Raw genomic sequence first — 24,671 nt, 5'->3', positions numbered from 1 at the left:
AGAGTTCTCCATGCACTCCATCAACGTTGCCCACGCCATCCGGCACCGCCACTTTCATCCTGTCCCGACCGCCATCATGCTGGCGGTCTTTGCCCTGCAGGGCGCCAGTGCTTTCGCCGACGCACTGCCCGGCAATGCGCTGCCGACCAACGGGCAAGTGGTGACCGGCTCGGGCACCATCGCCAGCTCGGGCAATGTCCTCACCGTGAACCAGGCCAGCGACAAACTGACGGCGCACTGGGATACCTTCAACATCGGCTCATCCGCAACCGTCAATTTTGTGCAGCCTTCCCGGTCGTCGATTGCGCTGAACCGCGTGATGTCCAGCGACCCCTCCCGCATCTACGGGCAGCTCAATGCCAACGGCCAGGTGTTTCTGGTGAATGCGGCCGGCGTGCTGTTTGCGCCTGGCTCCAGCGTCAATGTCGGCGGACTGGTTGCCAGCACGCTCGATATTTCCAACGCCGACTTCGCCGCCGGCAATATGCGCTTTAACAAGGCGTCCGGCGCCGCAGGCCAGGTGCTCAACCAGGGTTCCATCACCGCGAACGAAGGCGGGTATGTCGCGCTGGTCGGCCCGCAGGTCAGCAATGAAGGCAGCATCACCGCACGCCTGGGCACTGTGGCCATGGGCGCGGGCAACGCCGTCACGCTGGACATGCATGGCGATGGTTTGATCAACCTCCAGGTCGACAGCGCAGCCCTCGCGGCGCTCGCGTCCAACAGCGGGGCCCTCCAGGCCGACGGCGGTCTGGTCATGCTCGCCGCCCGCTCAGGCGGCGACCCGCTGGCGACCGTGCTGAACAACAGCGGCACGGTGCAGGCCAGAAGCCTCACCAGCAGGAACGGCGTCATACGGCTTGAAGGCGGAGAGAGCGGCGTCGTCGCGGTGAGCGGCACGCTTGACGCGTCGGGCTATGGTGCAGGCCAGACCGGCGGCACGGTCAAGGTTCTTGGCGACAAGGTGGGCCTCTTCGCGGGCGCGCGGGTCGATGCGTCGGGTGACGCCGGCGGCGGTACGGTGCTGGTGGGCGGCAACTGGCAGGGTTCGGGCAGCGAGCAGCGCGCCAATGCAACATTCATCGATGCAGATGCCCGCATCAAGGCCGATGCCGTGACGGCCGGCAATGGTGGCAAGGTGGTGGCATGGTCCGACGAAAGCACGCGCTACTACGGCAGCATCAGTGCAAAGGGTGGTGCTGCCAGCGGTCACGGCGGCAACGCCGAGGTATCGGGCGTGGGCTTCCTTGATTATTCGGGCACAGCTGACCTCACGGCAGCGCGCGGCAACGCAGGCTCGCTGCTGCTGGACCCGACCAATATCACGATCTCGTCGGCCGCCAATACCGCGACATGGAACGGCAGCAATACCTTTACGGGCTCAGGCGCCTCGTCCGTCCTCAACACCACCACACTGGTCAACCAGCTGGGCACGGCCAATGTGACGGTGAGCACCGCCAGCGCCGGCGCGTCGCTGGGGGACATCACGGTCGCCAACGCGGTGAACTACAACGGCGCCACCGACCGCACGCTCACGCTGCTGGCCAACCGGGACATCAACGTCAATGCCAACATCACCTCTGGCACGGGCAAGCTCAACGTGGTGCTCAACTCGGCCTCAGCGGGCGGCGCGGCCGTCGGTTCGGTGTCGATAGGAAGCGGCGCGCAAATCGTCACCAACGGCGGCAACCTCACCATAGGCGGCGGCGCCGACCCCGCCACCGGCTATGCCACCGGCGGCGGCGTGACCACCATCGGCTTTCGCATGCTGGGCGGCGGCAGCCTGCTGAGCACCGGTGCGGGCAACATCCTCATCAATGCGAAAGGCGCCACCGGCCAGGCGTTCTCGATGGCCACCAGCGCCAACACGATACAGACCACCAGCGGCAACATCACGATCAACGCCCGCAATGCCGGCGCCACCGCCTTCGGCATGAACAGCGGCACCAACACCATCCAGTCCACCGGCACGGGCAACATCACCATCAGCGCCGAGTCGACCGGCGCCGCGCTCGGCCTGACCATGGGCTCCAACGGCACCAACACGATTCGGGTGGCCGACGGTGTGCTCGCAATCGACGCCAAATCCACCGGCTCCAGCAGCGCGCTGGCACTCGGCTCCGGCACCAACACCCTGCAGGCCACCGGCACCGGCCGGCTTGCGCTCACGGGTACGTCTTCGGGCTCAGGCAACGCCGTGTCGGTGATTACCGGCACCAACCTGATCCGCACAGGCGGCGGCGACATCGCCATCACCGGCAATGCCACGGGAACCGGCAGCGCCATCGTGCTGGGCGACGGCGCCAACCTGGCCAAGGTGGAAGCCACCGGCGCCGGCAACATCACGCTGGTGGCCAATCGTCCGGTCGCGATGAACCTGGCCACGCTCAGTTCGGCCGGCGGCAACATCAGTGTTTCGGGCATAGGCGCCGGGGCAACACAAGGCATTTCGATCACCGGCGGCAGCAATATCCTAACGTCCGGCGCCGGCGGCATTACGCTGAACGCCAGCAACACCGGCGGCAGCGCCTTGCTGATGGGCTCAGGCGCCAACCTCATCGAAGCCGCAGGCGCCGGCAATGTCACGCTCAATGTGCAGTCCAGCAATGCGGGTTCCGGCTCAGGCCTTTCGATGGGCAGCGGCGGCACGAACGTCATCCGCACCAACGACGGCGTGCTCGCCATCAACGCCCAATCGGCAGGCACCAGCAGTGCGCTGGCGCTGGGTTCGGGTACCAATACGATCGAGGCAACCGGCGCAGGGCGCGTGGCCTTGTCCGGCTCGGCGACCGGCGCGGGCAACGGCATCTCATTGGCCGGCGGCACCAACCAGGTCAAAACGAACAGCGGCAATTTGTCGCTGGCCGGCGCGAGCACCGGCGGCGGTGACGGCATCACCTTCGGCTCGCAGAGCAACTCGGTGCTGTCGCAGGGCGGGAACGTCAGCCTGAACGGAACCAGCAGCAGCGGTGTCGGTGTCTCCATGGCCACCGGCGTCAACCTCGTGCAGGCCGGCGGGCAAGGCAGCCTGGCGGTCGTCGCGCAATCAGTGGCTACCGGTGCGGGCTCTGGCCTGGGTATGGGCACCAGCGGCACCAACACTTTGCGCACCGCCAACGGCGCACTCACCGTCGATGCGCAATCGGCAGGCACCAGCAGCGCGCTCGCCCTGGGCTCGGGCACCAACACCATCGAGTCCACCGGCAGCGGCCAGGTGACGCTGGCCGGCAAGGCCCTGGGTTCAGCCAACGGCATTTCATTGGCGGCCGGCGGCACCAACACGCTTCGCACCGTGAGCGGGGATCTCCTTGCGACCGGCACGGCCATGGGAAGCGGCGACGGCGTCAACGTCGCCAGCGGCAGAAATTCCGTCCTCACGCAAAACGGCAACATCACGTTGGCAGGCATGTCCGCCGGTTCGGGCACCGGCATCGCCATCAGGCCCAGCACCAACGTGGCCACCATCGAGGCGGCCGGCGCCGGCAACATCACTTTCAGGGCAGACAGTTATGACAGCTCTCCCACTTCTACCGGCACTGGCTCTGTGCGCATTGCCAGCGCCGGCGGCATCCTGGGCATCGAGCAACTGACGCCGGGCGCCACCATCGGCATCGGTGATGGCGCTGTAGGCGCGCTGAACTGGGACGCCTCGGAAGTCGCACAAGTTGCGGCAGGCTTCTCGTCGGTGCGGGTCGGCAACATGCTCTCCGGCGCGATCGATGTGCGGCCTCCATCCTTCCCCGCGCCGGTCGTGCTGCCCGCGCGCACCAGTGATGCCGCGCGCCGGCAGGCCGCGATTGTGGCGTCCGCCCATGCCGGCGCACCCGAGGATCCGGCCGAGGACCATGACTTTGAGGGCAAGACGCCGGCCCTGCGCGGCGAAGAGCCCGGCTTGATCCGGGTCGAAGGTTTTAACGAAACGCGCTGAACGGTAGCGGCGCATTCATACCATTACAAGGAAAGACGATGCATCCATACACAAAAGCCCGCGCGCTCACGGGGCTGGGCCTTGCTGTTGTTCTCTCGCAAGGCGTTCTTCATGCGCAGCTGCTGCCGCCGCAAGACGTCGCGCCCGAGCCTTCATCGGGCTATACGGAGAAGAAGGTGGTCACGGCCCGCAAATTCATGATCGCCACGGCCAATCCGCATGCGACCCGCGCCGGCGATGAAATGCTCAAGGCCGGTGGCACCGCGGTGGACGCGGCCATCGCCGCGGCCATCATGCTGAACCTGACCGAGCCGCAATCGTCGGGCATAGGCGGCGGTGCGTTCATCCTGAGTTATGAAGCGGCCGGCAAAGCCGTCAATGCCTACGACGGGCGCGAGAAGGCGCCCGCCACCGCGCAGGGCGACCGTTTCCTCGACGGCAAGGGCAAGCCGCTGCCGCTGCGCGACGCCATCAACTCCGGCAAATCCGTCGGTGTGCCCGGCCTGCTGCGCGTGATGGAACTCGCCCACCAAAAGCACGGCAAGTTGCCCTGGGCCAAACTCTTTGAGCCCACCATACGCCTGGCTGAAAGCGGCTTTCCGGTGTCCGAGCGCCTGCACACGGTGATCAGGCTCGACAAGACCTTGCGCGCCAACGCAAACGCACGCGCCTACTTCTACGATGCCGCCGGCGAGCCGCTGGCCGTCGGCGCCACGCTGAAAAACCCGGCCTTTGCCGCGGTGCTCAGGCGCGTGGCCAAAGAAGGCCCCGACGCTTTCTACAAAGGCGAAATTGCGCGCGACATCTCGGCCGCCGTCAACAGCCAGGCCCAGCCCGGCGGCATGACGGTGCAGGACATCGCCGCCTACCAGGCCAAAGAGCGTACTGTGCTGTGCGGCGCCTATCGCGTGTACAAGGTCTGCGGCATGCCTCCGCCTTCGTCCGGCGGCATCGCCGTGCTGGCCATGCTGGGCGCGCTGGAACGCTTTCCGATGTCCACTGTGCGCCCCAACTCGGCAGAGGCCGTGCACCTGTTCTCGGAAGCCGGCCGCCTGGCCTATGCCGACCGCGACTACTACGTGGGCGACCCCGACTTTGTGAACGTGCCGGCCGCAGCGCTGGTGTCTGCCGACTACCTCAAAACCCGCAGCGCATTGATCCGGCCCGACATCAGCATGAAGCGCGCAGCGCCGGGTGTGCCTGCCGGCGTCAAGCTGGCCTGGGCCCCGGACGAGCTGTCGGAAATACCTGCCACCAGCCACATCTCGGTCATCGACCCGGCCGGCAACGCGGTGTCGATGACGACAACAATTGAAGCCGTGTTCGGCAGCCACATCATGGTTCACGGTTTTTTACTGAACAACCAGATGACCGACTTCGCGCTGCTGCCCGAAGAAAACGGCCTGCCGGTGGCCAACCGCATCGAAGGCGGCAAGCGCCCGCGCAGCACCATGTCGCCCACGCTGGTGTTTGACGCCGCGGGCAAACTGAAGATGACGGTGGGCTCGCCCGGCGGCAGCGCCATCATCAACTACGTGACCAAGACCCTGGTGGGCGTGCTGGACTGGGGCCTGGATATCCAGCAGGCCATTTCTTTGCCCAACAGGGGAAGCCGAAATCGCGCCACCGAGGTCGAGCTCGGCACCGAACTTGAAAAACTGTCGGGCCCGCTGAAAGCGCTGGGCCATGATGTGCAGGCTATCGAGTTCACCAGCGGCCTGCAGGGCATTGTGGTGACGGCCGATGGCCTGGCCGGTGGGGCGGACCCAAGGCGTGAAGGCTTTGTGATGGGGGAATAGGGGCAGCCGGGGGGCGCAGGCGTTCACGGCAGAAGTTGACGGCTGCGCATCTGCGAAGATGGGTGCTCTTCAACCGCGTTTCCCGGCCCCGGGAAATGCAGCCGAGCCCAGGAGCGCCCATGCAAGACGGCATCTGCCACACCGGATTTTTATTCCCGCAATACCGGTGCGTTCAATGACCGGCGGGCAATTGGGCTTCGGCTTTGACGATGATGCCGCGGCTGCCGCGCAACAAGGCACGCCCGCCGCCAGGCCGCGCAAGCCAAAAGCACCACCGCCTGCGCCAGCGCCTGTCGTTACGGCGCTTCCTGCTGCACCTGGCGGTGATGCCGAAGCGATGGCGCGCGCGCTGGAGCAGCATCCCGATTACCGCGTGCTCAGGCGCCTGGTGCCGGCGACCCGCTTTGACCACACGCCGGTGGGGCCGGTCGCCCGCGTCGTGATTCTGGACACCGAAACCACCGGGCTGGACGCCTCCAAAGACAAGGTCATCGAACTCGCACTCGTCTGCGTCTCGGTCGACCTGCAAACCGGGCAGCCTACAGGCCCGGTCGAGGTTTACGACGGGCTGCAGGACCCCGGCATGCCGATGCCGAAAATCGCGCGCGAGATCACCGGCATCACCGACGCCATGCTTGCGGGCCAGCAACTGGACATGGCGCGCATCGACAGCCTGCTGGCAGGCGCCGACCTCGTCATTGCGCACAACGCGGGCTTTGACCGTCCTTTTGTCGAAGACATTCTTTCCCATACCCGTGAGCTCAACTGGGCCTGCTCGTTTGCCGAGATCGACTGGACGGCGGCAGGGCACAGCTCGGCCAAGCTCAGCTACCTGGCCTCCGCGCTGGGCTGGTTTTACGATGCGCACCGCGCAGAGATGGACTGCCACGCGTTGCTGACGGTGTTGCTGGCCGAACTGCCCGGACAAGGCGTCAGCGGCCTGGCGCAACTGCTGGCCGGCGCCCACACGCCGAGCTACCGCCTGCAGGCCACCGGCGCGCCGTTTGCCGCCAAGGACTTGCTGAAAACGCGCGGCTACCGCTGGGACAGCCAGGGCAAGGTCTGGCACACCCGGCTGGGCGGCGATGCCGCGCTGCAGGCTGAGTGCGAATGGCTGCAGGAGGCCGTTTTTGCCGGGCGCTCCGCAAAGCTGCAGTGGGAGCGGCACGATGCCAAAAGCCGCTATTCCACGCGGGCAGGGGTGGCTGGCTGGGCGCAGCTTTCGGGCTAGCCCGGGAAGAGGCCGGGAACAGGCCGGGAACGTTCCCGGCGCGCGGAAGTCTCACATCCCATCCACACCGATTCATTCATCCCATTTTCAGGAGTGCGCCATGAAAGCCTTTCATCTGCGTTCAGGTCTTATTGCAATGGCGGCAGCGGGGCTGTTGCTGGCCGGCTGCGCTTTCACGTCCATCAAGCCCGGCATGTCGCGCGAGGAGGTGCTGGTCAGCTATGGCGCACCGACACGCGTGGTGCCCCTCGCTGCCGGGACCCGGCTTCAGTACTCGGGCCAGCCCCTGGGCCGGTTCGCCAACATGGTGGACCTGGATGCCGCAGGCAAGGTGGTGTCTGCCCGGCAGGTGCTGACACCCACGGAGTTCGCCAGGATCCAGCCGGGGCAGTGGAGCCGCGCCGACATGGAGCGCGAATTCGGCCGGCCCGCGTCGATTGACCATGTCGCCTCCTGGCAGGGCGACATCATGACCTACCGCTGGCAGGACAACATCATGAACATGTTTTTTTATGCCTACCTGGACGGCAACAACGTCGTGCAGCGCACCGGCCAGGGCATTGACTTCCCCAACCGGGACGACAAGGACTGAAAAACTGATTGCGCTGGCAGCCTAGTCGCGCGATGCCAGGCGGCCGATGTCCGGCCAGCGGTGGTGCAGGTAGGCCCAGGCCACCAGCCCGATGCACATCATGCCCAGCGACACCGCGGCCAGCGCGGGGGTTGAGTGCATCACCAGCGGCGCGACGATACCGGCCACGATGCCGTTGGCCGTCGAACCGATAAAGGCCTGCAGCGAAGAGGCCATGCCGCGCCGCTCGGGGTACAGGTCCAGCACCAGCAGGGTGACCACCGGCACCATCAGCGCCCAGCCGAAGGCAAACACCGCAATCGGAAACAGTGCCCACGACACATGCGGCGTGAAAAACAGGTTCGCCGCCAGGTTCAGCACCGACGTCACCAGCATGATCACGAAGCCGTGGCGGATCTGCTGCTTGGGCGCGATCTTGCCCGCCAGCCGGCCGCTCAGCCAGGCGCCCGACATGATGCCGGTGATGGTGAGCAGGAAAAACCAGAAGAATTGCGTGGGCTGCAGCGCCAGGTGGTCCCCCAGAAAAGCCGGCGCCGACAGCACATACAAAAACATGCCGTTGAAAGGCACGCCGCTGGCCAGCGCCAGCAATAAAAAGCGCGGGCTGGAGCCCAGCTGCCAGTAACCCCGCATGAGGTGTTTCACTTCAAAGGGCTGGCGCTCCAGCGGCGGCAGTGTCTCGGGCAGGAAGCGGTAGTTGGTGGCCCACAGCACCGCCCCCACGCCGGTGAGAAACCAGAAAATGCTGTGCCAGCCCAGGTGCACAAACAGCCAGCCGCCCACGATGGGCGCCAGGGCAGGCGCCACGCCGAAATAAATCGTCACCTGGCTCATCACCTGCTGGGCCTGCGCCGGCGGGTACATGTCGCGGATCACCGCGCGCGACACCACAATGCCCGCGCCCGTCGACAAACCCTGCACCGCCCGGAAGAACACCAGCTGCCCGATGCTTTGCGACAGCGCGCAGCCGGCCGACGCCAGCGTGAACAGCGCAATGCCCCACAGCACCACCGGCCGGCGGCCGAAGCTGTCGGCCAGCGCGCCGTGAAACAAATTCATGAAGGCAAAACCGAACAGGTAGGCCGACAGCGTCTGCTGCATCTCCACCGGCGTGGCGCCCAGCGACTGTGCGATGCCGGAAAAAGCCGGGATGTAGGTATCGATGGAAAACGGGCCCAGCATGCCGAGCACCGCCAGCAGGGCGGCCAGCGTCCAGCGGGGAGCGCGCCAGAGTTCGTCGGCATTCGGATTCATGGTGGGCTCATTCTTTTTTCAGCTTCAGCGCGGTGTCGTAAAGCTCGTTGCGGCCCACGCCGGTGATGTCGGCCGCAATCTTCACCGCGGTTTTCAGCGGCAGCTCGGCCAGCAGCAACTGCAGCACGCGTGTGCCGTCTTCGGCGCTTTCGGCCAATGCGGCAGGGTGCAGCACCAGCGCAAATTCGCCGCGTGTGCGCTGCGGGCCGGCGGCCAGCCAGGCGGCAAAGTCCTGCGCGGGCACCGTCGCGATTTCTTCAAACTGTTTGGTCAGCTCGCGCCCCACGGTAACGGGGCGTTCGCCCAGCACGGCCATCGCACGCGCCAGCGCTTCAATGCGGTGCGGCGCTTCCAGAATCACAATCGCCCGCGCATCGGCCTGCAGTGCGGCAATGGCCTGGTCGCGCTCGCCCGCCTTGCTCGGCAAAAAACCGGCAAACACAAAACCGGTCTCACCGCCCGGGCTGCCCAGCCCCGCCACGCTCAGCACGGTGGTCACGCTGCTGGCGCCCGGCAGCGGCATCACCGCCAGCCCGGCCGCGCGCACGGCGGCCACCAGGCGCGCGCCGGGGTCGCTCACCGCCGGCGTACCGGCATCGCTCACGTAGGCCACACGTTCGCCGCGCTGCAGCCGTTCAATCACCAGGCCGGCGGCCTGGGCTTCGTTGTGTTCGTGCACGGCCAGCAAGGGTTTGTCGATGCCGTACTGGCGCAGCAGCGGCTGCGAATGGCGCTTGTCTTCGCAGGCGATCGCATCGACCAGCTGCAGCACCTGCAGCGCGCGCAGGCTGATGTCGGCCAGGTTCCCGATCGGCGTTGCCACGACATACAGCGCGCTTTCCGGATAATGCTGCATGCCTGCTGCGGCGCGTGCCGCATCCAGTGCCAGGTCGAAAGAAGCGTTCAATGTGGTTTTCCAGAAAACAGGTTGCGTGCGGCGATGCCGGCGGCGCCAAAAAGGCGGCCAAAGAGGTTGCCAAAGCCGTGCCGGCTCAGGTTACCACCAAGTCGCGCGGTGACGCCGCCGAGGCCGCGGCGCTGGTCCACCTGGCCAGGGCCGGGCTCAAGCTCATCGAAACCAATTATCGGACGCCCGGCCGCGGCGGCGGCGAGATCGACCTCGTCATGCGCGCCCCCGACGGCACGCTGGTGTTTGTGGAAGTGCGCCAGCGCAGCGGCGACCTGCACGGCGGCGCGGCCGCCAGCATAGGCACCGTCAAGCAGCAGCGCATCATCCTCGCCGCGCGCCACTACCTGATGCGCTTTGGCAGCCCTCCGCCGTGCCGCTTTGACGTGGTGCTCGTCAACGGCGCGCTCGGCCAGGGGGCAGGCGCCGACATCGAATGGCTGCCGGGGGCTTTTGATGCCTCCTGAGTGCGCGCGGCTTGCTGCTGCGATTCAATCTCCTCTATATATGAGCGAGGCCGCCGACCTGGGGAGACGCAGCTTGCGGAATTGCCTGCAAACAAAGACTCACAAATCAAGCCCAGCGGCATGTGGTCTTGCAAGCCCTGTAAGTCTTTGATTCATATAGACAATCGCCAGGCCTCAGCGGCCGCAACACAAGGCCAATGACTAAGGGCAATCATGACCCGCTATCATTGGCGCCATGCTTGAACAACGTATTGAACAGCAGTTTATTGACAGCGCCGACCTGAAATACCAGGCGGCGCAAGTGCTTTCCAAGCCGATTGCGGCGGCCGTGCAGGCCATCCTGGCCAGTGTGACCAGCGGCGGCAAGGTGCTGGCTTGCGGCAACGGGGGCTCGGCGGCGGATGCGCAGCATTTCGCGGCGGAGTTTGTGGGGCGCTATGAACGCGAGCGGCCCGAGCTGGGCGCGATCGCGCTGACGACCGACAGCTCCATCCTCACGGCGATTGCCAACGACTACGACTTCACGGTCATCTTCTCCAAGCAGGTGCGTGCCCTGGGCGGCGCCGGCGACGTGTTGCTGGCCATCAGCACCAGCGGCAATTCAGCCAACGTGTTGGCCGCCATCGAGGCCGCGCATGAGCGCGAGATGACGGTGGTGGCGCTGACAGGGCGGGGCGGCGGCAAGATGACGCATGCCCTGCGCGAGACCGACGTGCATATCTGTGTGCCGCATGAGCGAACCGCGCGCATCCAGGAAGTGCATCTTCTTGTCCTGCATTGCATTTGCGATGGCGTGGACACCCAGTTACTTGGCGACCAGGAGAACTCTGTATGAAATTTGCTTCGTTGAAACGGCTGACTTTGGCCATCGGTGTCTCGGCTTTGATCGGCGGCACCCTGACGGCCTGCTTCCCGCTGGTGGTGGGCGGTGTTGCCGGCGGCGCGCTGGTTGCGACCGACCGCCGCACGTCCGGTGCGCAGCTGGAAGACGAAGGCATTGAGCTGCGTGCCACCAGCCGGATCCGCAGCAACGTGGGTGAGCGTGTGCACGTCAACCTGACCAGCTACAACCGCCAGGTGCTGCTGACGGGCGAAGTGCCCACCGCACAAGACAAGCAGCTGGTGGAGCAGATTGTTTCGCGCGTCGAGAACGTGAACTCGGTGGTGAACGACCTGGCCGTGATGGGCAACTCGACGCTGACGCAGCGTTCGTCCGACACGCTGGTCACCGGCCGCGTGAAGGCCATGCTGGTGGACGCGCGCGACCTGTCGTCCAACGCCTTCAAGGTGACGACGGAGCGCGGCACGACTTACATCCTGGGCCGCGTCACGCAGCGCGAGGCCGATCGCGCCACCGAAGTGGTGCGTTCAACACCCGGCGTGCAAAAGGTTGTCCGGATTTTTGAAATCATCAGCGAAGAAGAGCTGGCCCGCATGCTGCCTTCAAAACCCGCAGCGCCGGCCGCCCAGGCCAAACCCGCAGGCGGCTGATACTTCCCCCTCGAGCTTTTGCTCAAAGAAAAAGGCGCCTCATCGGCGCCTTTTTTTGGCTTTGTTCTGGACGGCTTATTTCAGCCGCTTGATCAGGCTAGAGGTATCCCAGCGCTGGCCGCCCATGGCCTGCACGTCGGCATAAAACTGGTCGACCAGCGCCGTTACCGGCAAGCGGGCGCCGTTGCGTTTGGCCTCGTCCAGCACCAGGCCCAGGTCCTTGCGCATCCAGTCGACGGCAAAACCGAAGTCAAACTTGTCGGCCACCATGGTCTTGCCGCGGTTGTCGAGCTGCCAGCTTTGCGCCGCGCCCTTGCCGATCACGTCGAGCACCTGGTTCACATCCAGCCCGGCCTTCTGGCCAAAGGCGATGGCTTCACTCAGGCCTTGCACCAGCCCGGCAATGCAGATCTGGTTGACCATCTTGGTGAGCTGGCCCGCGCCGCTTTCACCCATCAGGGTGAAGGCTTTTGAAAACGCCATGCCGACGGGTTTCACGGTGTCAAACGCCGCCGCATCGCCACCGCACATCACGGTGAGTGCGCCGTTCTGTGCGCCGGCCTGGCCGCCGGACACCGGCCCGTCGATGAACTGCAGGCCGAGCCTGGCGGCGGCGGCGTTGAGTTCGCGCGCCACATCGGCCGAGGCCGTGGTGTGGTCGACAAAAATCGCGCCGCGTTTCATGCCGGCAAACGCACCATCGGGGCCCAGCGTGACGGAGCGCAGGTCATCGTCGTTGCCCACGCAGCAAAACACGATGTCGGCATCGGCCGCCGCCAGGCGCGGCAGCGGGGCGTGCGCGGGGGTGGCCGTGGCGGCGAATTCTGCGCACCAGGCTTCGGCCTTGGCGGGGCTGCGGTTATAGACCGTGACCCGGTGGCCGGCCAGCGCCAGGTGGCCGGCCATGGGATAGCCCATGACGCCAAGGCCCAGGAAGGCGACTTTGCGGGCGGTGGAGGGTTCGTAGGTTTTGGGGGCGGTGCTGGACATGGGATGGTGGGAAGAGAGTGACAAAGGAAATGGCGGAAACAGCTGCGCCCATCAAACCGCCGGCGTGTTGCCAGGCCGGCGGCGTGCTTTAGACGATGGCGAAGTTCTCGGTGCCTGCCGACAGGTCGGTCGATTTGGCGCGTTGGGAGTTGAGCTTGATCTGCAGGCGCAAATCGTTCACCGAGTCGGCATTGCGCAGTGCGTCTTCATACGTGATGAAGTGGCTCTCGAACGCGTCGTACAGCGCCTGGTCGAAGGTCTGCATGCCCAGGTTGCGGCTCTTTTTCATGATCTCCTTGATCTCGGAGACTTCGCCCTTGAAGATCAGGTCGGAGATCAGCGGCGAGTTCAACATCACCTCGACCGCGGCAAAACGGCCCTTGCCGTCCTGCTTGGGGACCAGGCGCTGCGAGATCATGGCCTTGAGATTGAGCGACAAGTCCATCAGCAGCTGCGTGCGGCGCTCTTCGGGGAAGAAGTTGATCACGCGGTCCAGCGCCTGGTTGGCGCTGTTGGCGTGCAGGGTGGCCAGGCAAAGGTGGCCGGTTTCGGCGAATGCGATGGCGTGTTCCATGGTTTCGCGGTCGCGGATCTCACCCATCAAAATCACGTCGGGCGCCTGGCGCAGCGTGTTTTTCAGGGCGGCTTCCCAGCTGTCGGTGTCCAGGCCCACTTCACGCTGGGTGATCACGCAGTTCTTGTGCGCGTGCACAAACTCCACCGGGTCTTCAATCGTGATGATGTGGCCGTAAGACTGCTCGTTGCGCCAGTCGACCATGGCGGCCAGCGTGGTGGACTTGCCCGAGCCGGTGGAGCCGACCAGGATGGTCAGGCCGCGCTTGCTCATGACGACTTCCTTGAGCACCTGGGGCACTCCCAGGCCATCGATGGTGGGCAGGGTCGCGGGAATCGTCCGCATCACCATGCCGACCTTGCCCTGCTGGATGAAGGCATTGACCCGGAAACGCCCCACGCCCGGCGGCGAGATGGCGAAATTGCATTCCTTGGTGCGCTCAAACTCGGCCGCCTGTTTGTCGTTCATGATGGAACGGGCCAGCGCCAGCGTGTGCCCGGCGTTCAGCGGCTGCGGCGACACCTTGGTCACCTTGCCGTCGACCTTCATGGCCGGCGGGAAGTCGCCCGTGATGAACAAGTCACTGCCGTTACGGCTGACCATCAGTTTGAGCAAGTCGTTGATGAATTTACTGGCCTGGTCGCGTTCCATTTGCGACTCCTTTCAAACAGATTCTGTGGTCAACGGAAAGACGGCGGACTGGATTAGCCTGGGAAGTTCTCGGGGATTTTGGCTTTGCCGCGCGCTTCGGCGGCCGATATGACATTGCGTTTGACCAGCTCGGTCAAATTCTGGTCCAGCGTCTGCATGCCCACGCTGTTGCCGGTCTGGATGGACGAGTACATCTGCGCAACCTTGGCTTCGCGGATCAGGTTGCGGATGGCGCTGGTGCCCAGCATGATCTCGTGCGCCGCCACGCGGCCTGCGCCGTCCTTGGTTTTGCACAGCGTCTGCGAGATCACGGCCTGTAGAGACTCCGACAGCATGGAGCGGATCATTTCCTTTTCTTCGGCCGGGAACACGTCGATGATCCGGTCGATGGTTTTGGCGGCGCTGGAGGTGTGCAGCGTGCCGAACACAAGGTGGCCGGTTTCAGCGGCCGACATGGCCAGGCGAATCGTTTCCAGGTCGCGCATTTCGCCCACCAGGATGGCGTCCGGATCTTCGCGAAGCGCGGATTTCAGCGCGGCGTTAAAGCTCAGCGTGTGCGGGCCGACTTCACGCTGGTTGATCAGGCATTTTTTGGATTCGTGTACGAACTCGATCGGGTCTTCCACCGTGAGGATGTGGCCGTACTCGTTTTCGTTCAAAAAGTTGACCATGGCCGCCAGCGTGGTGGACTTGCCCGAGCCGGTAGGCCCGGTCACCAGCACCATGCCGCGCGGTTTCATGGCCAGGTCGCCAAAAATCTTGGGGGCGTTGAGCTGCTCCAGCGTCAGGATCTTGGACGGAATGGTCCGCAGCACGGCGCCGGCGCCGCGGTTCTGGTTGAAGGCATTGACGCGAAAGCGGGCCAGCCCGTCGATCTCAAAGGAAAAGTCGACTTCCAGGAATTCTTCATACGTCTTGCGCTGGGTGTCGTTCATGATGTCGTACACCATGGAATGCACCTGCTTGTGGTCCAGCGGGTCGATGTTGATGCGCCGCACATCGCCGTGGACCCGGATCATGGGGGGCAAGCCTGCCGACAAATGCAAGTCAGACGCCTTGTTCTTGACGCTAAAAGCCAGCAGCTGCGTGATATCCATCCCAATGACCCTCTGAAAATGGTTTTGAAACTAAGTTTACAGTTCGATTATGACCACGATTGTGTGCAATCTCCAGCTTGTCCGTGACCGGATAACCACGGCCTGCTTCGCCGCCAACCGCCACCCGGCCACCGTGCGGCTGCTCGCCGTCTCCAAAACCTTTGGCGCCGGCGCCGTGGCGGAGGCGGCCTCTGACGGCCAGCGGGCCTTTGGCGAAAACTACATTGCCGAGGGCGTGGAGAAGATCCTGGCGCTGCGCGGCCAGCCCGGCGTGCCGGCGCTGGAGTGGCACTGCATAGGCCCGATACAAAGCAACAAGACCCGCCTGGTGGCCGAGCACTTTGACTGGGTGCAGTCGGTGGACCGCCTCAAAATCGCCCAGCGCCTGAGCGAGCAGCGCCCGCCCGGGCTGCCGCCCCTGCAGGTCTGCCTGCAGGTCAATGTCGACGGCGGCGCCAACAAGTCAGGTGTGGCGCCGGATGAAGTGATGGCGCTGGCGCAAGAGGTGGCGCAGCTGCCGAATCTGGTGCTGCGCGGCTTGATGTCGATTCCGGAGCCTGCTATTGATTTTGTAGCGGCATGTGCAGTCCACGCGCGGGCCAGGGCCCTGTTTGATGAGATAAACGCCTCTGGCGCGTTGCCTGCGCCCATGGACACCTTGTCGATGGGCATGACAGCCGATCTGGAAGCAGCGATCCATTCGGGCAGCACGATGGTGCGTGTAGGCACCGCCATCTTTGGCGGTAGATAAGCCGCTCTAGCAGAGGGCTCTTCAAGCCAGCATGAGCCGCGGAACCGGCTTTGCCGGGCCGCATGGCGGGCGGCCCCCTCGGGGGGCAGGAAGCTACACGAAGTGAGCGACCGTGGGGGCTATTTCCTCGGCTTGATATTGCCGCAATCCGCCGACAACCACTTCCCCGAAGCATCCATCGTCATCTTCTCGGCCTTGCCTTTGACGTTGGTCGTGGTGTTCATCTTCATCGTGTAGGCGGTGTCGCCGTTGAAGGTCATCACGCCTTCGCCGCTGGACGGCGGCTGGGTGCACACATAAGAGAACTTCATGGTGTTGCCGCTGCGGGGCGACTGGGTGGTTTTGCAGTCGCCTTGCTGCTGTTGCGGCAGTTCGTTGCGCTCGGCCATTTCCTTGGTGATGCACATCTTCACGTTCATCGCACCGCCGGCGCTGGAGCCCATGGACATGCCCTGCTTGGCCATCATGTCCTGCATCTGCTTGCGCTGCTCGGGCGGCATGCTGGCCAGCTGCTTTTCCATGGTGGCCATGGCTTTTTCCATCTCGCCGGAGCTGGACTGCATCTTGTTGGTGATTTCCCACAAACCCGGCTTGGTGGTTTGGGCGGAGGCGCCGGTGGCCAGGGCCAGCATCAGGGTGGTGGCGAGGGCGGGGAGGCAGTGTTTCATGGGCATTCCTGTTGAATGTGAAATGAAGGCGGGGATTCAGCTCGCATTATTGCCAGCAGCTGCCTGTTTGCAAGCGCGGCAACCCGGCTCAGACCCCCAGCGCCAGCCGGGTGGTATTTTTCACTTCTTCCATCACCGCGTAGGTACGGGTTTCGCGCACACCCGGCAGCTGCCAGAGCACCGTGCCGGCAAACGAGCGGTAGGCCGCCATGTCGGCCATGCGCGTCTTGAGCAAATAGTCAAAGCCACCGGCCACCATGTGGCATTCGGTGATTTCGTGGTGCACCTGCACCGCCGCCTTGAAGGCCTCAAACACATTGGGTGTGGTGCGGTCCAGCAACACCTCGACAAACACCATCATCCCGGCGCCCAGCTTGAGCGGATTGAGCAGCGCCTCATAGCCCAGGATGTAGCCGTCCCGCGTGAGGCGCTGCACGCGGGCCAGCACCGCGGTGGGCGACAAAGCCACGCTTTCGGCCAGCTTCAGGTTGGAAATGCGGCCATCCTGCTGCAGAACATTCAGGATTTTCAGGTCAATGCGGTCAATTTCTGGGGAGGCTTCAAACATGGGTAGTGAATTATTCTGTGAATCGCGCAAATTTAGCGGGAAATTCGGCGTACTTCAAGGGAATATCGCGGTATTGCACTTCAGCAGCCTGCTTTCACCGTGAAACCCTCTATGGAGCCCCTGATGCCAGTTTCCCCCCGCCTGCCGTTTCCGTACCGTCCTGAAGCCGACATCGTCGCCGCCCACCTGCAGGGCCTGGCCGGCGCGCTGGATTGGGCGGCGGCGGCGCATGCGGCCCAGCCCTGGGTGCAGGCCGTGCGAGACAACCCGCCGCCCTTCTGGGCGATGGAAAGCCTGCTCAAGGAATACCCGATCTCCAGCGCCGAAGGCCTGGCGCTGATGCGGCTGGCCGAAGCGCTGCTGCGCGTGCCCGATGCCGAAACCGCGATTGCCCTGACGGCCGACCAGCTCGGCCGCGCCGACTTCGACGCCGCCGGCGACGGCGTGATGGCGCGGCTGTCGGCCTCGGCTATCTCGATGTCCAAGATGTTTTTGCCGGAAGGCGGGCAGCCGACCATGATGACCAAGCTGGGCGCGCGCACGGTCGTGGCCGCCACCTTGCGCGCCGTGCAGCTGCTGGGCCGGCAGTTTGTTCTGGGCCAGACGATTGCCGACGCGATGAACGAAGCCGACGACAGCCGCAAAAAAATCCCGAATTTGCGCTTCAGCTACGACATGCTGGGCGAGGGCGCGCGCACCGACGCCGATGCGCTGCGTTACCTGGCCAGCTACACCAACGCTATTAAATCGATAGCTGTAAGTGCAAGCACAGCAAGGGCTACAGAGCAAAATGATGGTATATCCATCAAGCTCAGCGCCTTGCACCCGCGTTATGAAGACGCCCAGCGCGAGCGCGTGATGGCCGAACTGGTGCCGCGTGTCTGGGGGCTGTGTGAGCTCTCGGCCAAGGCCAACATCAACCTGACCATAGACGCCGAAGAAGTCGACCGGCTGGAGCTGTCGCTCGACGTGTTTGAAGCGCTGGCCGCCCTGGTGGCGCAACACCACCCGCAGTGGCAGGGCTTTGGCCTGGCCATGCAGGCCTACCAGACGCGCGCGCTGGAGCTGATCGGCCACATCGCCGCCATAGCCCGCAAGTACAAACTGCGCCTGATGTGCCGCCTGGTCAAGGGCGCGTACTGGGATTCGGAAATCAAACGCGCACAGGAGATGGGCCTGCCGCACTACCCGGTCTTCACGCACAAGCACCACACCGATGTGTCTTACCTGGCGTGCGCGCAAGCGCTGCTGGCCGCGCCCGATGCGATCTACCCGCAGTTTGCTGGCCACAACGCTGCGACCATCGCTGCGATCTTGCAGATGGCGTCGCGCAACGCGGTGCCGTTTGAGCTGCAGCGCCTGCACGGCATGGGCGAGGGCGTGTTCCGTGAAGTGCTGAAGAACCCGCTGATTAGCTGCCGCGTGTACGCACCGGTGGGCGCCCACCGCGACCTGCTGGCCTACCTGGTGCGCCGCCTGCTGGAAAACGGCGCCAACTCCTCCTTTGTGCACCAGCTCGCCGACGAGTCGGTCGGCATTGGCGAGCTGCTGACCTCGCCGCTTCGCCTGCAGCCCGAATCGTCGCTGCCGCTGCCGCCCGCGCTCTACGGCCCGGCCCGGCCCAACAGCCTGGGGCTGGACCTGACGGTGCAAAGCATGCGTGCGCCGCTGCTCGCCGCGCTGGCCGCAACGGCTGTTCCCATGGTGCCGGAGTTTGATGCCAAATCGGCCCCCAGCCTAATCAGGACGTGTACCTCTAGCTATCAAAAATGGAGCAAAGTGCCCGTCGCCGAACGCGCCGCCACCTTGCGCCGTGCCGCCGATGCGATGGAGCAGCAGATGCCGAAGTTCTGCGCGCTGCTGGTCAAAGAGGCTTTCAAGACCTGGGGCGACGCCGTGTCGGAAGTGCGTGAGGCGGTGGACTTTTTGCGCTACTACGCGGGTGAGGCCGAGCGCATCATGCAGCCGGTGGCGCTGCCCGGCCCGACCGGTGAGACCAACGAGCTGCGCCTGTCGGCGCGCGGCGTGTGGGTGTGCATCAGCCCGTGGAACTTTCCGCTGGCCATCTTCACCGGCCAGGTCGCCGCCGCGCTGGCCACCGGCAATGCCGTGGCCGCCAAGCCGGCCGAGCAGACGCCGGGCATCGCCTTTGAAGCCGTGAAACTGCTGCACGAAGCCGGTGTGCCCGAAGGCGCGCTGCAACTGGCGCACGGCGCCGGTGAAACGGTGGGCGCCGCGCTGGTGGCCGCACCCGGCGTGGCCGGTGTGGTGTTCACCGGCTCGACCCAGGTCGCCAAAATCATCAACCGCGCACTCGCCGCCAAAGACGGCCCCATCGTGCCGCTGATCGCCGAGACCGGCGGCATCAACGCCATGCTGGTCGACAGCACGGCCCTGCCCGAGCAGGTAGCCGATGCGGTGGTGCAAAGCGCGTTTCGCAGTGTCGGCCAGCGCTGCTCGGCGCTGCGCCTGTTGTGTGTGCATGAAGGCATTGCCGACCACGTGATCGAGATGATCAAGGGCGCGGCCAAAGAACTGGTGGTTGGCGAGACCGCAGACCTTGCCACCGATGTCGGCCCGGTGATCGACCGCGAAGCGTACGACAACATCCAGAAGCATTTGCAGCGCCTGGGTTCTGCATCAAAAGTGCTTGTAGCCCAGGATGCGCATAGGGATTCAGCTATTAATTCGATAGCAAATGTCATTTCCCCCGCCGCCTTTGAAGTACGCAGCCTGGCCGACGTGAAAGACGAAATCTTCGGCCCCGTGCTGCAGGTGGTGCGCTGGGGCAGCGGCGACCTGAAAGACCCGGAAGCGGTGATTGCGCAGATCAACGCGCTGGGCTACGGCCTCACGCTCGGCATCCAGACGCGCATCGACTCCCGCGCGCAGGCACTGGCCGCGGCGGCGCATGTCGGCAATATTTATGTGAACCGCAACATGATCGGCGCGGTGGTGGGCGTGCAGCCGTTTGGCGGCGAGGGCTTGTCGGGCACCGGCCCGAAGGCGGGTGGGCCGCATTACCTGTACCGGTTTTGTGCCGAGCAGACGGTGACGGTGAATACGACGGCTGCGGGGGGGAATGCGGCGCTTCTGGCTGGAGGGGGTTGATCCTTTCTGTTCCCGTCACCCGTCACCCGTCACCCGTCACCCGTCACCCGTCACCCGTTCGGGCTGAGCCTGTCGAAGCCTCCCCCTCCCCGTTCGGGCTGAGGTATCGAAGCCTGGTGGTGCTCCGGCGATGTGTTTTTTGCTGCGGCTTGCCGGCCGGGAGTCGCCCGGCATGCGACTCACTTTTTTTGCTTCGCCAAAAAAAGTAAGCAAAAAAAGGCGACCCTGGCTCCTGCGTCCCTTCGCTTCGCTACGGGCAACCTGCGGTGCTCGGCCCAGCCGGGGTCAAAAACAACTCGCCTTCGGCTCAAACAAGTTTTTGCCCTGATCCGTCTGGTCCTGCGCTCCTCGGCGCATCCACAAGGGGGTGGGGACAGGAATACCAAACAGCCGAAGACAGAAATCCGAATACCGGAAGAAACGGGGACGGGCGTGGGGGCTCACCCAGCCTGCAACCGAAAAGCCGCCCGCCTCTGCCCCACCACCACCCCCCGCACATTCACAATCTCCCGCGCCCGCCAAACCGCCAGCTCTTCCTGCTGCGCATCGTCCAGCCAGCCCAACTGGTCCAGCACCTCGACGGTGGCGGCAAACAGCGCGACCTTGTTGGCGTCCATGACCTTCAATGCGATCGCTTCGCCGCGCGACTTGCTGCCCACCACCTGCACGCCGTCGGCGCCCACCTTGGTGACCCAGTCGCCGCGGCCTGCGCGCATGAAGGCCAGGTCGTTGCGGCGGGTGCCGGACACCAGTTCGGGGTGGGCGGTCATCGCTTCGCCCAGGGCTGAAAAGCTCTGGCCGAATTCGGCGTCGCGGGCGCCGCTGGCCAGCCGTGCGTAAGCGCGGGCCAGCTTGGACAGGGGCAGGGCGTAGTTGGGCGCCGAGCAGCCGTCGATGCCCATTTTGAAGTCGTTGGCGTCCATGCCTGCGGCGCGGGCGACGTCGCGGCGTATGGCCTGCTGCAAGGGGTGTTCGGGTGCGATGTAGTCGTCCAGGCCCAGGCCGTGCTGCACGCAGTACGCCAAAAAGCCGGCGTGTTTGCCGCTGCAGTTGTTATGGCGCTCGTCAAACACCAGGCCGGGCGGCGGCGCCTCGTCCAGCTGGGAGAAGATGCCCGGCACATGACAGCCGCAGCGCAGCGCCTTGTACGTCAGGCCGGCCTTGTCCAGCATGCCCTGGGTTTCCGCCACATGCATGTCTTCGCCGTTGTGGCTGGCGCACAGCATGGCGAGCTGCCGCGTGCTGAAACCGAATTGCGCGGGGCCGCCGGCCTCGAAAAAAGGAAGCGCCTGCAAGGCCTTGAGCGTGGAGCGGGAAAAAGTCAGCCAGTGCGGGTCGCCGGCATGGGCCAGCAGACGGCCTTGTGTATTGACGACGGCCACAGAGCCCAGGTGCTGGCATTCCAGGGTCCCGCCGCGGGTCAATTCAATCAGGGGTGTGTGCGTCATAAAAAGCCATGGCCATGGTGGTGCATGGTTGGTGACTATCGGCACAAAGCGGGTTTTCCCATAGTTAGGAGAAACACGTACTAACAGTACTACCAGTGCTACCAGTGCTAACTAACAGGCGGCATTCTCAAACCCGCATGCTTCGCATGAAGGCTTCAAGTTCGTCGATGGGAAGCGCTTTGCAAAACAGGTAGCCCTGGTAGCAACCACAGCCATAGCGCACCAAAAATTCGCGCTGGGCTTCGGTCTCGACCCCTTCGGCCATCACGCCCAGGCCCAGGCTTTGCGCCAGGCCGATGATGGTGCGGGCAATGGCGGCGTCGTTGGGGTCGGTCAGCACGTCTTTGACAAAGCTGCGGTCAATCTTGAGCTGGTCCAGCGGCAGGTGCTTCAGGTAAGAGAGCGCCGAGTAGCCCATGCCGAAATCATCAATCGACAACGTGACGCCGGCCTTTTTGAGGATGCCCATCTTGGCGATCGTGACCTCGATGTTCGAGGCCAGCAGGCTTTCGGTCAGTTCCAGCTTCAGCCTGTGGGCGCTGACGCCCGCCTCGTCGATCGCCGCCATCACCATCTCGACAAAATCAGGGTGCCGGAACTGGCGCACGCTGACATTGACGGCAATGCTCAGCTTGTGCGTCTCGGGGCGCAAGGCCCAGGCTGCGAGCTGCGCACAGGCGGTGTCGAGCACCCATTTGCCCAGCGGCAGGATGAGCCCGCTTTCTTCGGCCTGCGAGATGAACTCGTCGGGAAACACCAGCCCGCGCTGCGGATGCCGCCAGCGGACCAGGGCCTCCGCGCCCACCATGTGGCCTTCGTTGCCCACCTGGGGCTGGTAGTGCAGCACAAAGTCCTTGTTGCGCAGGCCCTGGCGCAGCTCCACATTGATGGCCGCATTGGCGGTGGCAGCTGCCTGCATTTCGGGGTCGAAGAAGCACAGGGTGTTGCGGCTTGCCGCCTTGGCGCCGTACATCGCCAGGTCGGCCTGCTTGAGCAGGTCGCCTATGCCTTCCTGTTGCTGGCTGAAGAAGGTGATGCCGATGCTGCACGTCGCGTGGTGCTCGTGGCCCACGAGGTCATAGGGCTCGCTGAGCGCTGCGAGGATCTTCTCCCCGACCACCCGCGTTCCGGCGATGGCGGTTTCGGGGTTTTCTCCCTGGTCTTCCAGCAACACCACAAATTCATCGCCGCCGAGCCGGGCCACCGTGTCGTTGTGCCTGACACAGGCCGTCAGGCGTGAAGCCACCTTTTGCAGCAGCAGGTCACCCTTCGAATGGCCCAGTGTGTCGTTCAGCACCTTGAAGTGGTCCAGGTCGATGAACATCAGCGCGCCTATGCGTGAATGGTCGGCACTGCAGGCCAGGGCGCTTTGCAGCCTGTCCATCAACAGCTGGCGGTTCGGCAATTGGGTCAATGCGTCATAAAACGCCAGGTGCTCGATCTCGTCTTTGGCGGCCTTGCGTTCGGTGATGTCGCGAAAGTACACGGCCAGGCCTTCTTCAAAAGGATAGGCGCGCAACTCCAGCCATTTGCCGAGCTCTGCGTAGAACTCTTCAAACTCCACCGGCTGGCCGTTGACCAGCGCCAGGCGCACCTCGCGCCGCAGGCGGCCGCCGCGGTTCGCGTTCATCGCCTGCCAGAGCGTCTGGCCCAGCAGGTCCCGGCTTTTGCGGCGCAGCAGCCGCTCGCTTTCAGGGTTCACATAGGTAAAGCGGCCTTCCATGTCCAGCGTGGCAAAGGCGTCCGCGATGCTGGCCAGGGTGGTGCTCAGCCGCATCGTCAGGCGCAACGCGTCCTGCTCCGCCTTCCTTTTGTCTGTGAGGTCGTGCAGGATGCCCTGGATGCGCACCACTTCGCCGGAGGCATCGCGCAGCGCTTCGCCCAGGCAGCGCATCCACAGCACCCGCCCGCCTGATGCAATCACCTGGGCTTCTTCGTCGAAGGGCGTGCCGTGTTCCATGCAGGCTTCGAATGCGCCGGCCATCAGCACGCGTGATTCCGGGGCATAGAAGGCCAGCGCGTCTTCGAACGATGGCACTGCCGAGGGTGCAATGTCCAGCAGGGTGGCCAGTTGGGCCGTCCAGGTGAAGTGGCGGGCCGGCAAGTCGACGGCCCATGCGCCGGCCTTGGCGGCGCGCTCCAGCAGGCCCAGCATCCGGCTTGCCGCGTCTTCGTGGGTGTAACCCGGCTGCCTTGGCACCAGTGTGAGGAGTTTGTCCATGGATCAGCCAGCCCGCCTGGTGGCCGCTGGATGCGCGGCCTCTTGTGGGGTCAGCGTGTGGGAAACGGCGCTGTGGTTGTCTGCGAGATAGGTAATGAATGCCATAGGGGCTCCGTGGGTTGCGCCAGCTGCTTTTCAGACAAGTCAGCTCATGCATCACAACAGCCTGTCAGGCAAACGACTGACATCCGTTAGCGCTCGCCAAGGTAGGACAAGCGCAGATTCCCTCTCAACACAAGCCACTTTGATTGCCGCAGCTGTTCGCGTGCCGTCCTTCGCCTCGTCCTACATAAGAACGCGCATTTGAGCAGGACGCGCAAGTTCGGTGCCGAACAGACAACAAGCGCTACAAGCCGTATCTTGGGTTTATGGCGAATGCGGGTGAAAGTCACGATTCGGGCAGGCGGCGAGGGTTCGTCCTACATGGGTGGGAGGCTTTCGCTCAGTGTTTCCCCTGGAATCGCTTCTTACATTGATGTTCGTACTTAAGTTTTCAACTTATAGAGAAGTGAAGGCGAAAGCGACCCAATATTTAGCAGGAAGTAAACATGGACACCACCCTCGATCAACTCAATGGCTTCCCCGACATTGGCGCCCTGCGACCGGCGCTGCTGTCCGTCTGTTCCCGTTTCGGCTCTATCGCCAGGCTGGACATTCTTGCCGCCGGGCATGCCGGCAAACGCCAGGCCTTGTGCTTTTTGCGCATGGATTCGGCCGAACAGGAGCAGCAACTGATCAGCGAGCTGGGCGTCGGCCGTTTTGGCGGCGACCTGGTGGTGATTGTGGATCTTCACAGCCAGGAGGCTGCAAGCAACGCGGGCATTGCGGCCCGCGCAGCGTGAGCTTCGGGCTTTGCCTGGAGTTCTTTTTACTTCCCGTCCTCTTTCGTTTGCCGCTTTCAGGCCGATGAATCCCTCCATCAC

19 protein-coding genes are annotated in these 24,671 nt (G+C 64.4%); 10 read left to right on the top strand and 9 right to left on the bottom strand.

What is annotated here, in order from left to right:
• Positions 1-10 precede the first annotated feature (10 nt).
• The 4 genes from DT070_RS04965 to DT070_RS04950 all read left to right on the top strand — a co-directional run bounded on the left by DT070_RS04965 (position 11) and on the right by DT070_RS04950 (position 7,550).
• Positions 11-3,928, top strand: coding sequence for a filamentous hemagglutinin N-terminal domain-containing protein (locus DT070_RS04965; protein ID WP_122954408.1), 3,918 nt, complete (start codon positions 11-13; stop codon positions 3,926-3,928).
• Between the two features lie 38 nt (positions 3,929-3,966).
• On the top strand, positions 3,967-5,727 hold the full coding sequence (ggt, locus tag DT070_RS04960; RefSeq protein ID WP_122954407.1) for a gamma-glutamyltransferase: 1,761 nt from the start codon (positions 3,967-3,969) through the stop codon (positions 5,725-5,727).
• 175 nt (positions 5,728-5,902) lie between these two features.
• Entirely contained in the window at positions 5,903-6,958 is a 1,056-nt protein-coding gene (locus DT070_RS04955) for a 3'-5' exonuclease (RefSeq protein ID WP_122954406.1), read from the top strand.
• Positions 6,959-7,058: 100 nt separating this feature from the next.
• Positions 7,059-7,550, top strand: coding sequence for a hypothetical protein (locus DT070_RS04950; RefSeq protein WP_228778575.1), 492 nt, complete (start codon positions 7,059-7,061; stop codon positions 7,548-7,550).
• Positions 7,551-7,571: 21 nt separating this feature from the next.
• On the opposite strand, the gene DT070_RS04945 is transcribed toward DT070_RS04950, so the two are convergent.
• Both DT070_RS04945 and rsmI read right to left on the bottom strand, forming a co-directional pair.
• Positions 7,572-8,804: a multidrug effflux MFS transporter gene (locus DT070_RS04945; RefSeq protein ID WP_122954404.1), complete on the bottom strand. Its 1,233-nt coding sequence runs from the start codon at positions 8,802-8,804 to the stop codon at positions 7,572-7,574.
• 7 nt (positions 8,805-8,811) lie between these two features.
• Positions 8,812-9,660, bottom strand: a complete 849-nt coding sequence (gene rsmI, locus DT070_RS04940) for a 16S rRNA (cytidine(1402)-2'-O)-methyltransferase (RefSeq protein ID WP_194965981.1) — start codon at positions 9,658-9,660, stop codon at positions 8,812-8,814.
• Positions 9,661-9,710: 50 nt separating this feature from the next.
• On the opposite strand from rsmI, the gene DT070_RS04935 reads away from it, so the two are divergent.
• The 3 genes from DT070_RS04935 to DT070_RS04925 all read left to right on the top strand — a co-directional run bounded on the left by DT070_RS04935 (position 9,711) and on the right by DT070_RS04925 (position 11,669).
• Positions 9,711-10,178, top strand: coding sequence for a YraN family protein (locus DT070_RS04935; protein WP_122954402.1), 468 nt, complete (start codon positions 9,711-9,713; stop codon positions 10,176-10,178).
• A gap of 235 nt (positions 10,179-10,413) precedes the next feature.
• On the top strand, positions 10,414-11,013 hold the full coding sequence (locus DT070_RS04930; RefSeq protein WP_122954401.1) for a phosphoheptose isomerase: 600 nt from the start codon (positions 10,414-10,416) through the stop codon (positions 11,011-11,013).
• Positions 11,010-11,669 (top strand): BON domain-containing protein, encoded by a 660-nt coding sequence (locus tag DT070_RS04925; RefSeq protein ID WP_122954400.1) that lies wholly within the window; start codon positions 11,010-11,012, stop codon positions 11,667-11,669. Before DT070_RS04930 ends, DT070_RS04925 begins: the two co-directional genes overlap by 4 nt.
• Before the next feature lie 75 nt (positions 11,670-11,744).
• Here the strand turns inward: DT070_RS04925 and DT070_RS04920 are convergent, their stop codons facing one another.
• The 3 genes from DT070_RS04920 to DT070_RS04910 all read right to left on the bottom strand — a co-directional run bounded on the left by DT070_RS04920 (position 11,745) and on the right by DT070_RS04910 (position 14,981).
• Positions 11,745-12,659: an NAD(P)-dependent oxidoreductase gene (locus DT070_RS04920; RefSeq protein WP_122954399.1), complete on the bottom strand. Its 915-nt coding sequence runs from the start codon at positions 12,657-12,659 to the stop codon at positions 11,745-11,747.
• 88 nt (positions 12,660-12,747) lie between these two features.
• The gene (locus DT070_RS04915) at positions 12,748-13,884 is read right to left on the bottom strand and encodes a PilT/PilU family type 4a pilus ATPase (protein WP_122954398.1); all 1,137 of its coding nucleotides are present in this window, start codon (positions 13,882-13,884) and stop codon (positions 12,748-12,750) included.
• A 53-nt stretch (positions 13,885-13,937) separates the two neighbouring features.
• On the bottom strand, positions 13,938-14,981 hold the full coding sequence (locus DT070_RS04910; RefSeq protein WP_122954397.1) for a type IV pilus twitching motility protein PilT: 1,044 nt from the start codon (positions 14,979-14,981) through the stop codon (positions 13,938-13,940).
• 49 nt (positions 14,982-15,030) lie between these two features.
• Here DT070_RS04910 and DT070_RS04905 point away from each other — a divergent pair, with 49 nt between their 5' ends.
• Entirely contained in the window at positions 15,031-15,732 is a 702-nt protein-coding gene (locus DT070_RS04905) for a YggS family pyridoxal phosphate-dependent enzyme (RefSeq protein WP_122954396.1), read from the top strand.
• Positions 15,733-15,851: 119 nt separating this feature from the next.
• Here the strand turns inward: DT070_RS04905 and DT070_RS04900 are convergent, their stop codons facing one another.
• Positions 15,852-16,400 carry a DUF3617 domain-containing protein gene (locus DT070_RS04900; protein ID WP_122954395.1) on the bottom strand — a complete coding sequence of 183 codons (549 nt, stop codon included), beginning with the start codon at positions 16,398-16,400 and terminating at the stop codon, positions 15,852-15,854.
• Between the two features lie 88 nt (positions 16,401-16,488).
• On the bottom strand, positions 16,489-16,968 hold the full coding sequence (locus DT070_RS04895; RefSeq protein ID WP_092130297.1) for an Lrp/AsnC ligand binding domain-containing protein: 480 nt from the start codon (positions 16,966-16,968) through the stop codon (positions 16,489-16,491).
• A 123-nt stretch (positions 16,969-17,091) separates the two neighbouring features.
• On the opposite strand from DT070_RS04895, the gene DT070_RS04890 reads away from it, so the two are divergent.
• Positions 17,092-20,079, top strand: coding sequence for an L-glutamate gamma-semialdehyde dehydrogenase (locus DT070_RS04890; RefSeq protein WP_122957256.1), 2,988 nt, complete (start codon positions 17,092-17,094; stop codon positions 20,077-20,079).
• Between the two features lie 440 nt (positions 20,080-20,519).
• Here the strand turns inward: DT070_RS04890 and DT070_RS04885 are convergent, their stop codons facing one another.
• The gene (locus DT070_RS04885) at positions 20,520-21,527 is read right to left on the bottom strand and encodes an asparaginase (RefSeq protein WP_122954394.1); all 1,008 of its coding nucleotides are present in this window, start codon (positions 21,525-21,527) and stop codon (positions 20,520-20,522) included.
• Between the two features lie 127 nt (positions 21,528-21,654).
• Positions 21,655-23,748, bottom strand: coding sequence for a bifunctional diguanylate cyclase/phosphodiesterase (locus tag DT070_RS04880; protein WP_122954393.1), 2,094 nt, complete (start codon positions 23,746-23,748; stop codon positions 21,655-21,657).
• Positions 23,749-24,296: 548 nt separating this feature from the next.
• Between DT070_RS04880 and DT070_RS04875 the strand changes: the two genes are divergently transcribed.
• Entirely contained in the window at positions 24,297-24,590 is a 294-nt protein-coding gene (locus tag DT070_RS04875; RefSeq protein WP_122954392.1) for a hypothetical protein, read from the top strand.
• Positions 24,591-24,671: the final 81 nt, after the last annotated feature.

The sequence above is a fragment of the Polaromonas sp. SP1 genome (assembly GCF_003711205.1).
Lineage (GTDB): Bacteria > Pseudomonadota > Gammaproteobacteria > Burkholderiales > Burkholderiaceae_C > Polaromonas.
This window is presented reverse-complemented; position numbering and strand designations above follow the sequence as displayed.

What these genes read in the sequence shown, in the direction of transcription:
- DT070_RS04965 (WP_122954408.1), top strand. Translation starts at nt 11, where the DNA reads ATGCACTCCATCAACGTTGCCCACGCCATCCGGCACCGCCACTTTCAT.
- ggt (WP_122954407.1), top strand. Translation starts at nt 3,967, where the DNA reads ATGCATCCATACACAAAAGCCCGCGCGCTCACGGGGCTGGGCCTTGCT.
- DT070_RS04955 (WP_122954406.1), top strand. Translation starts at nt 5,903, where the DNA reads ATGACCGGCGGGCAATTGGGCTTCGGCTTTGACGATGATGCCGCGGCT.
- DT070_RS04950 (WP_228778575.1), top strand. Translation starts at nt 7,059, where the DNA reads ATGAAAGCCTTTCATCTGCGTTCAGGTCTTATTGCAATGGCGGCAGCG.
- DT070_RS04945 (WP_122954404.1), bottom strand. Translation starts at nt 8,804, where the DNA reads ATGAATCCGAATGCCGACGAACTCTGGCGCGCTCCCCGCTGGACGCTG.
- rsmI (WP_194965981.1), bottom strand. Translation starts at nt 9,660, where the DNA reads ATGCAGCATTATCCGGAAAGCGCGCTGTATGTCGTGGCAACGCCGATC.
- DT070_RS04935 (WP_122954402.1), top strand. Translation starts at nt 9,711, where the DNA reads ATGTGGTTTTCCAGAAAACAGGTTGCGTGCGGCGATGCCGGCGGCGCC.
- DT070_RS04930 (WP_122954401.1), top strand. Translation starts at nt 10,414, where the DNA reads ATGCTTGAACAACGTATTGAACAGCAGTTTATTGACAGCGCCGACCTG.
- DT070_RS04925 (WP_122954400.1), top strand. Translation starts at nt 11,010, where the DNA reads ATGAAATTTGCTTCGTTGAAACGGCTGACTTTGGCCATCGGTGTCTCG.
- DT070_RS04920 (WP_122954399.1), bottom strand. Translation starts at nt 12,659, where the DNA reads ATGTCCAGCACCGCCCCCAAAACCTACGAACCCTCCACCGCCCGCAAA.
- DT070_RS04915 (WP_122954398.1), bottom strand. Translation starts at nt 13,884, where the DNA reads ATGGAACGCGACCAGGCCAGTAAATTCATCAACGACTTGCTCAAACTG.
- DT070_RS04910 (WP_122954397.1), bottom strand. Translation starts at nt 14,981, where the DNA reads ATGGATATCACGCAGCTGCTGGCTTTTAGCGTCAAGAACAAGGCGTCT.
- DT070_RS04905 (WP_122954396.1), top strand. Translation starts at nt 15,031, where the DNA reads ATGACCACGATTGTGTGCAATCTCCAGCTTGTCCGTGACCGGATAACC.
- DT070_RS04900 (WP_122954395.1), bottom strand. Translation starts at nt 16,400, where the DNA reads ATGAAACACTGCCTCCCCGCCCTCGCCACCACCCTGATGCTGGCCCTG.
- DT070_RS04895 (WP_092130297.1), bottom strand. Translation starts at nt 16,968, where the DNA reads ATGTTTGAAGCCTCCCCAGAAATTGACCGCATTGACCTGAAAATCCTG.
- DT070_RS04890 (WP_122957256.1), top strand. Translation starts at nt 17,092, where the DNA reads ATGCCAGTTTCCCCCCGCCTGCCGTTTCCGTACCGTCCTGAAGCCGAC.
- DT070_RS04885 (WP_122954394.1), bottom strand. Translation starts at nt 21,527, where the DNA reads ATGACGCACACACCCCTGATTGAATTGACCCGCGGCGGGACCCTGGAA.
- DT070_RS04880 (WP_122954393.1), bottom strand. Translation starts at nt 23,748, where the DNA reads ATGGACAAACTCCTCACACTGGTGCCAAGGCAGCCGGGTTACACCCAC.
- DT070_RS04875 (WP_122954392.1), top strand. Translation starts at nt 24,297, where the DNA reads ATGGACACCACCCTCGATCAACTCAATGGCTTCCCCGACATTGGCGCC.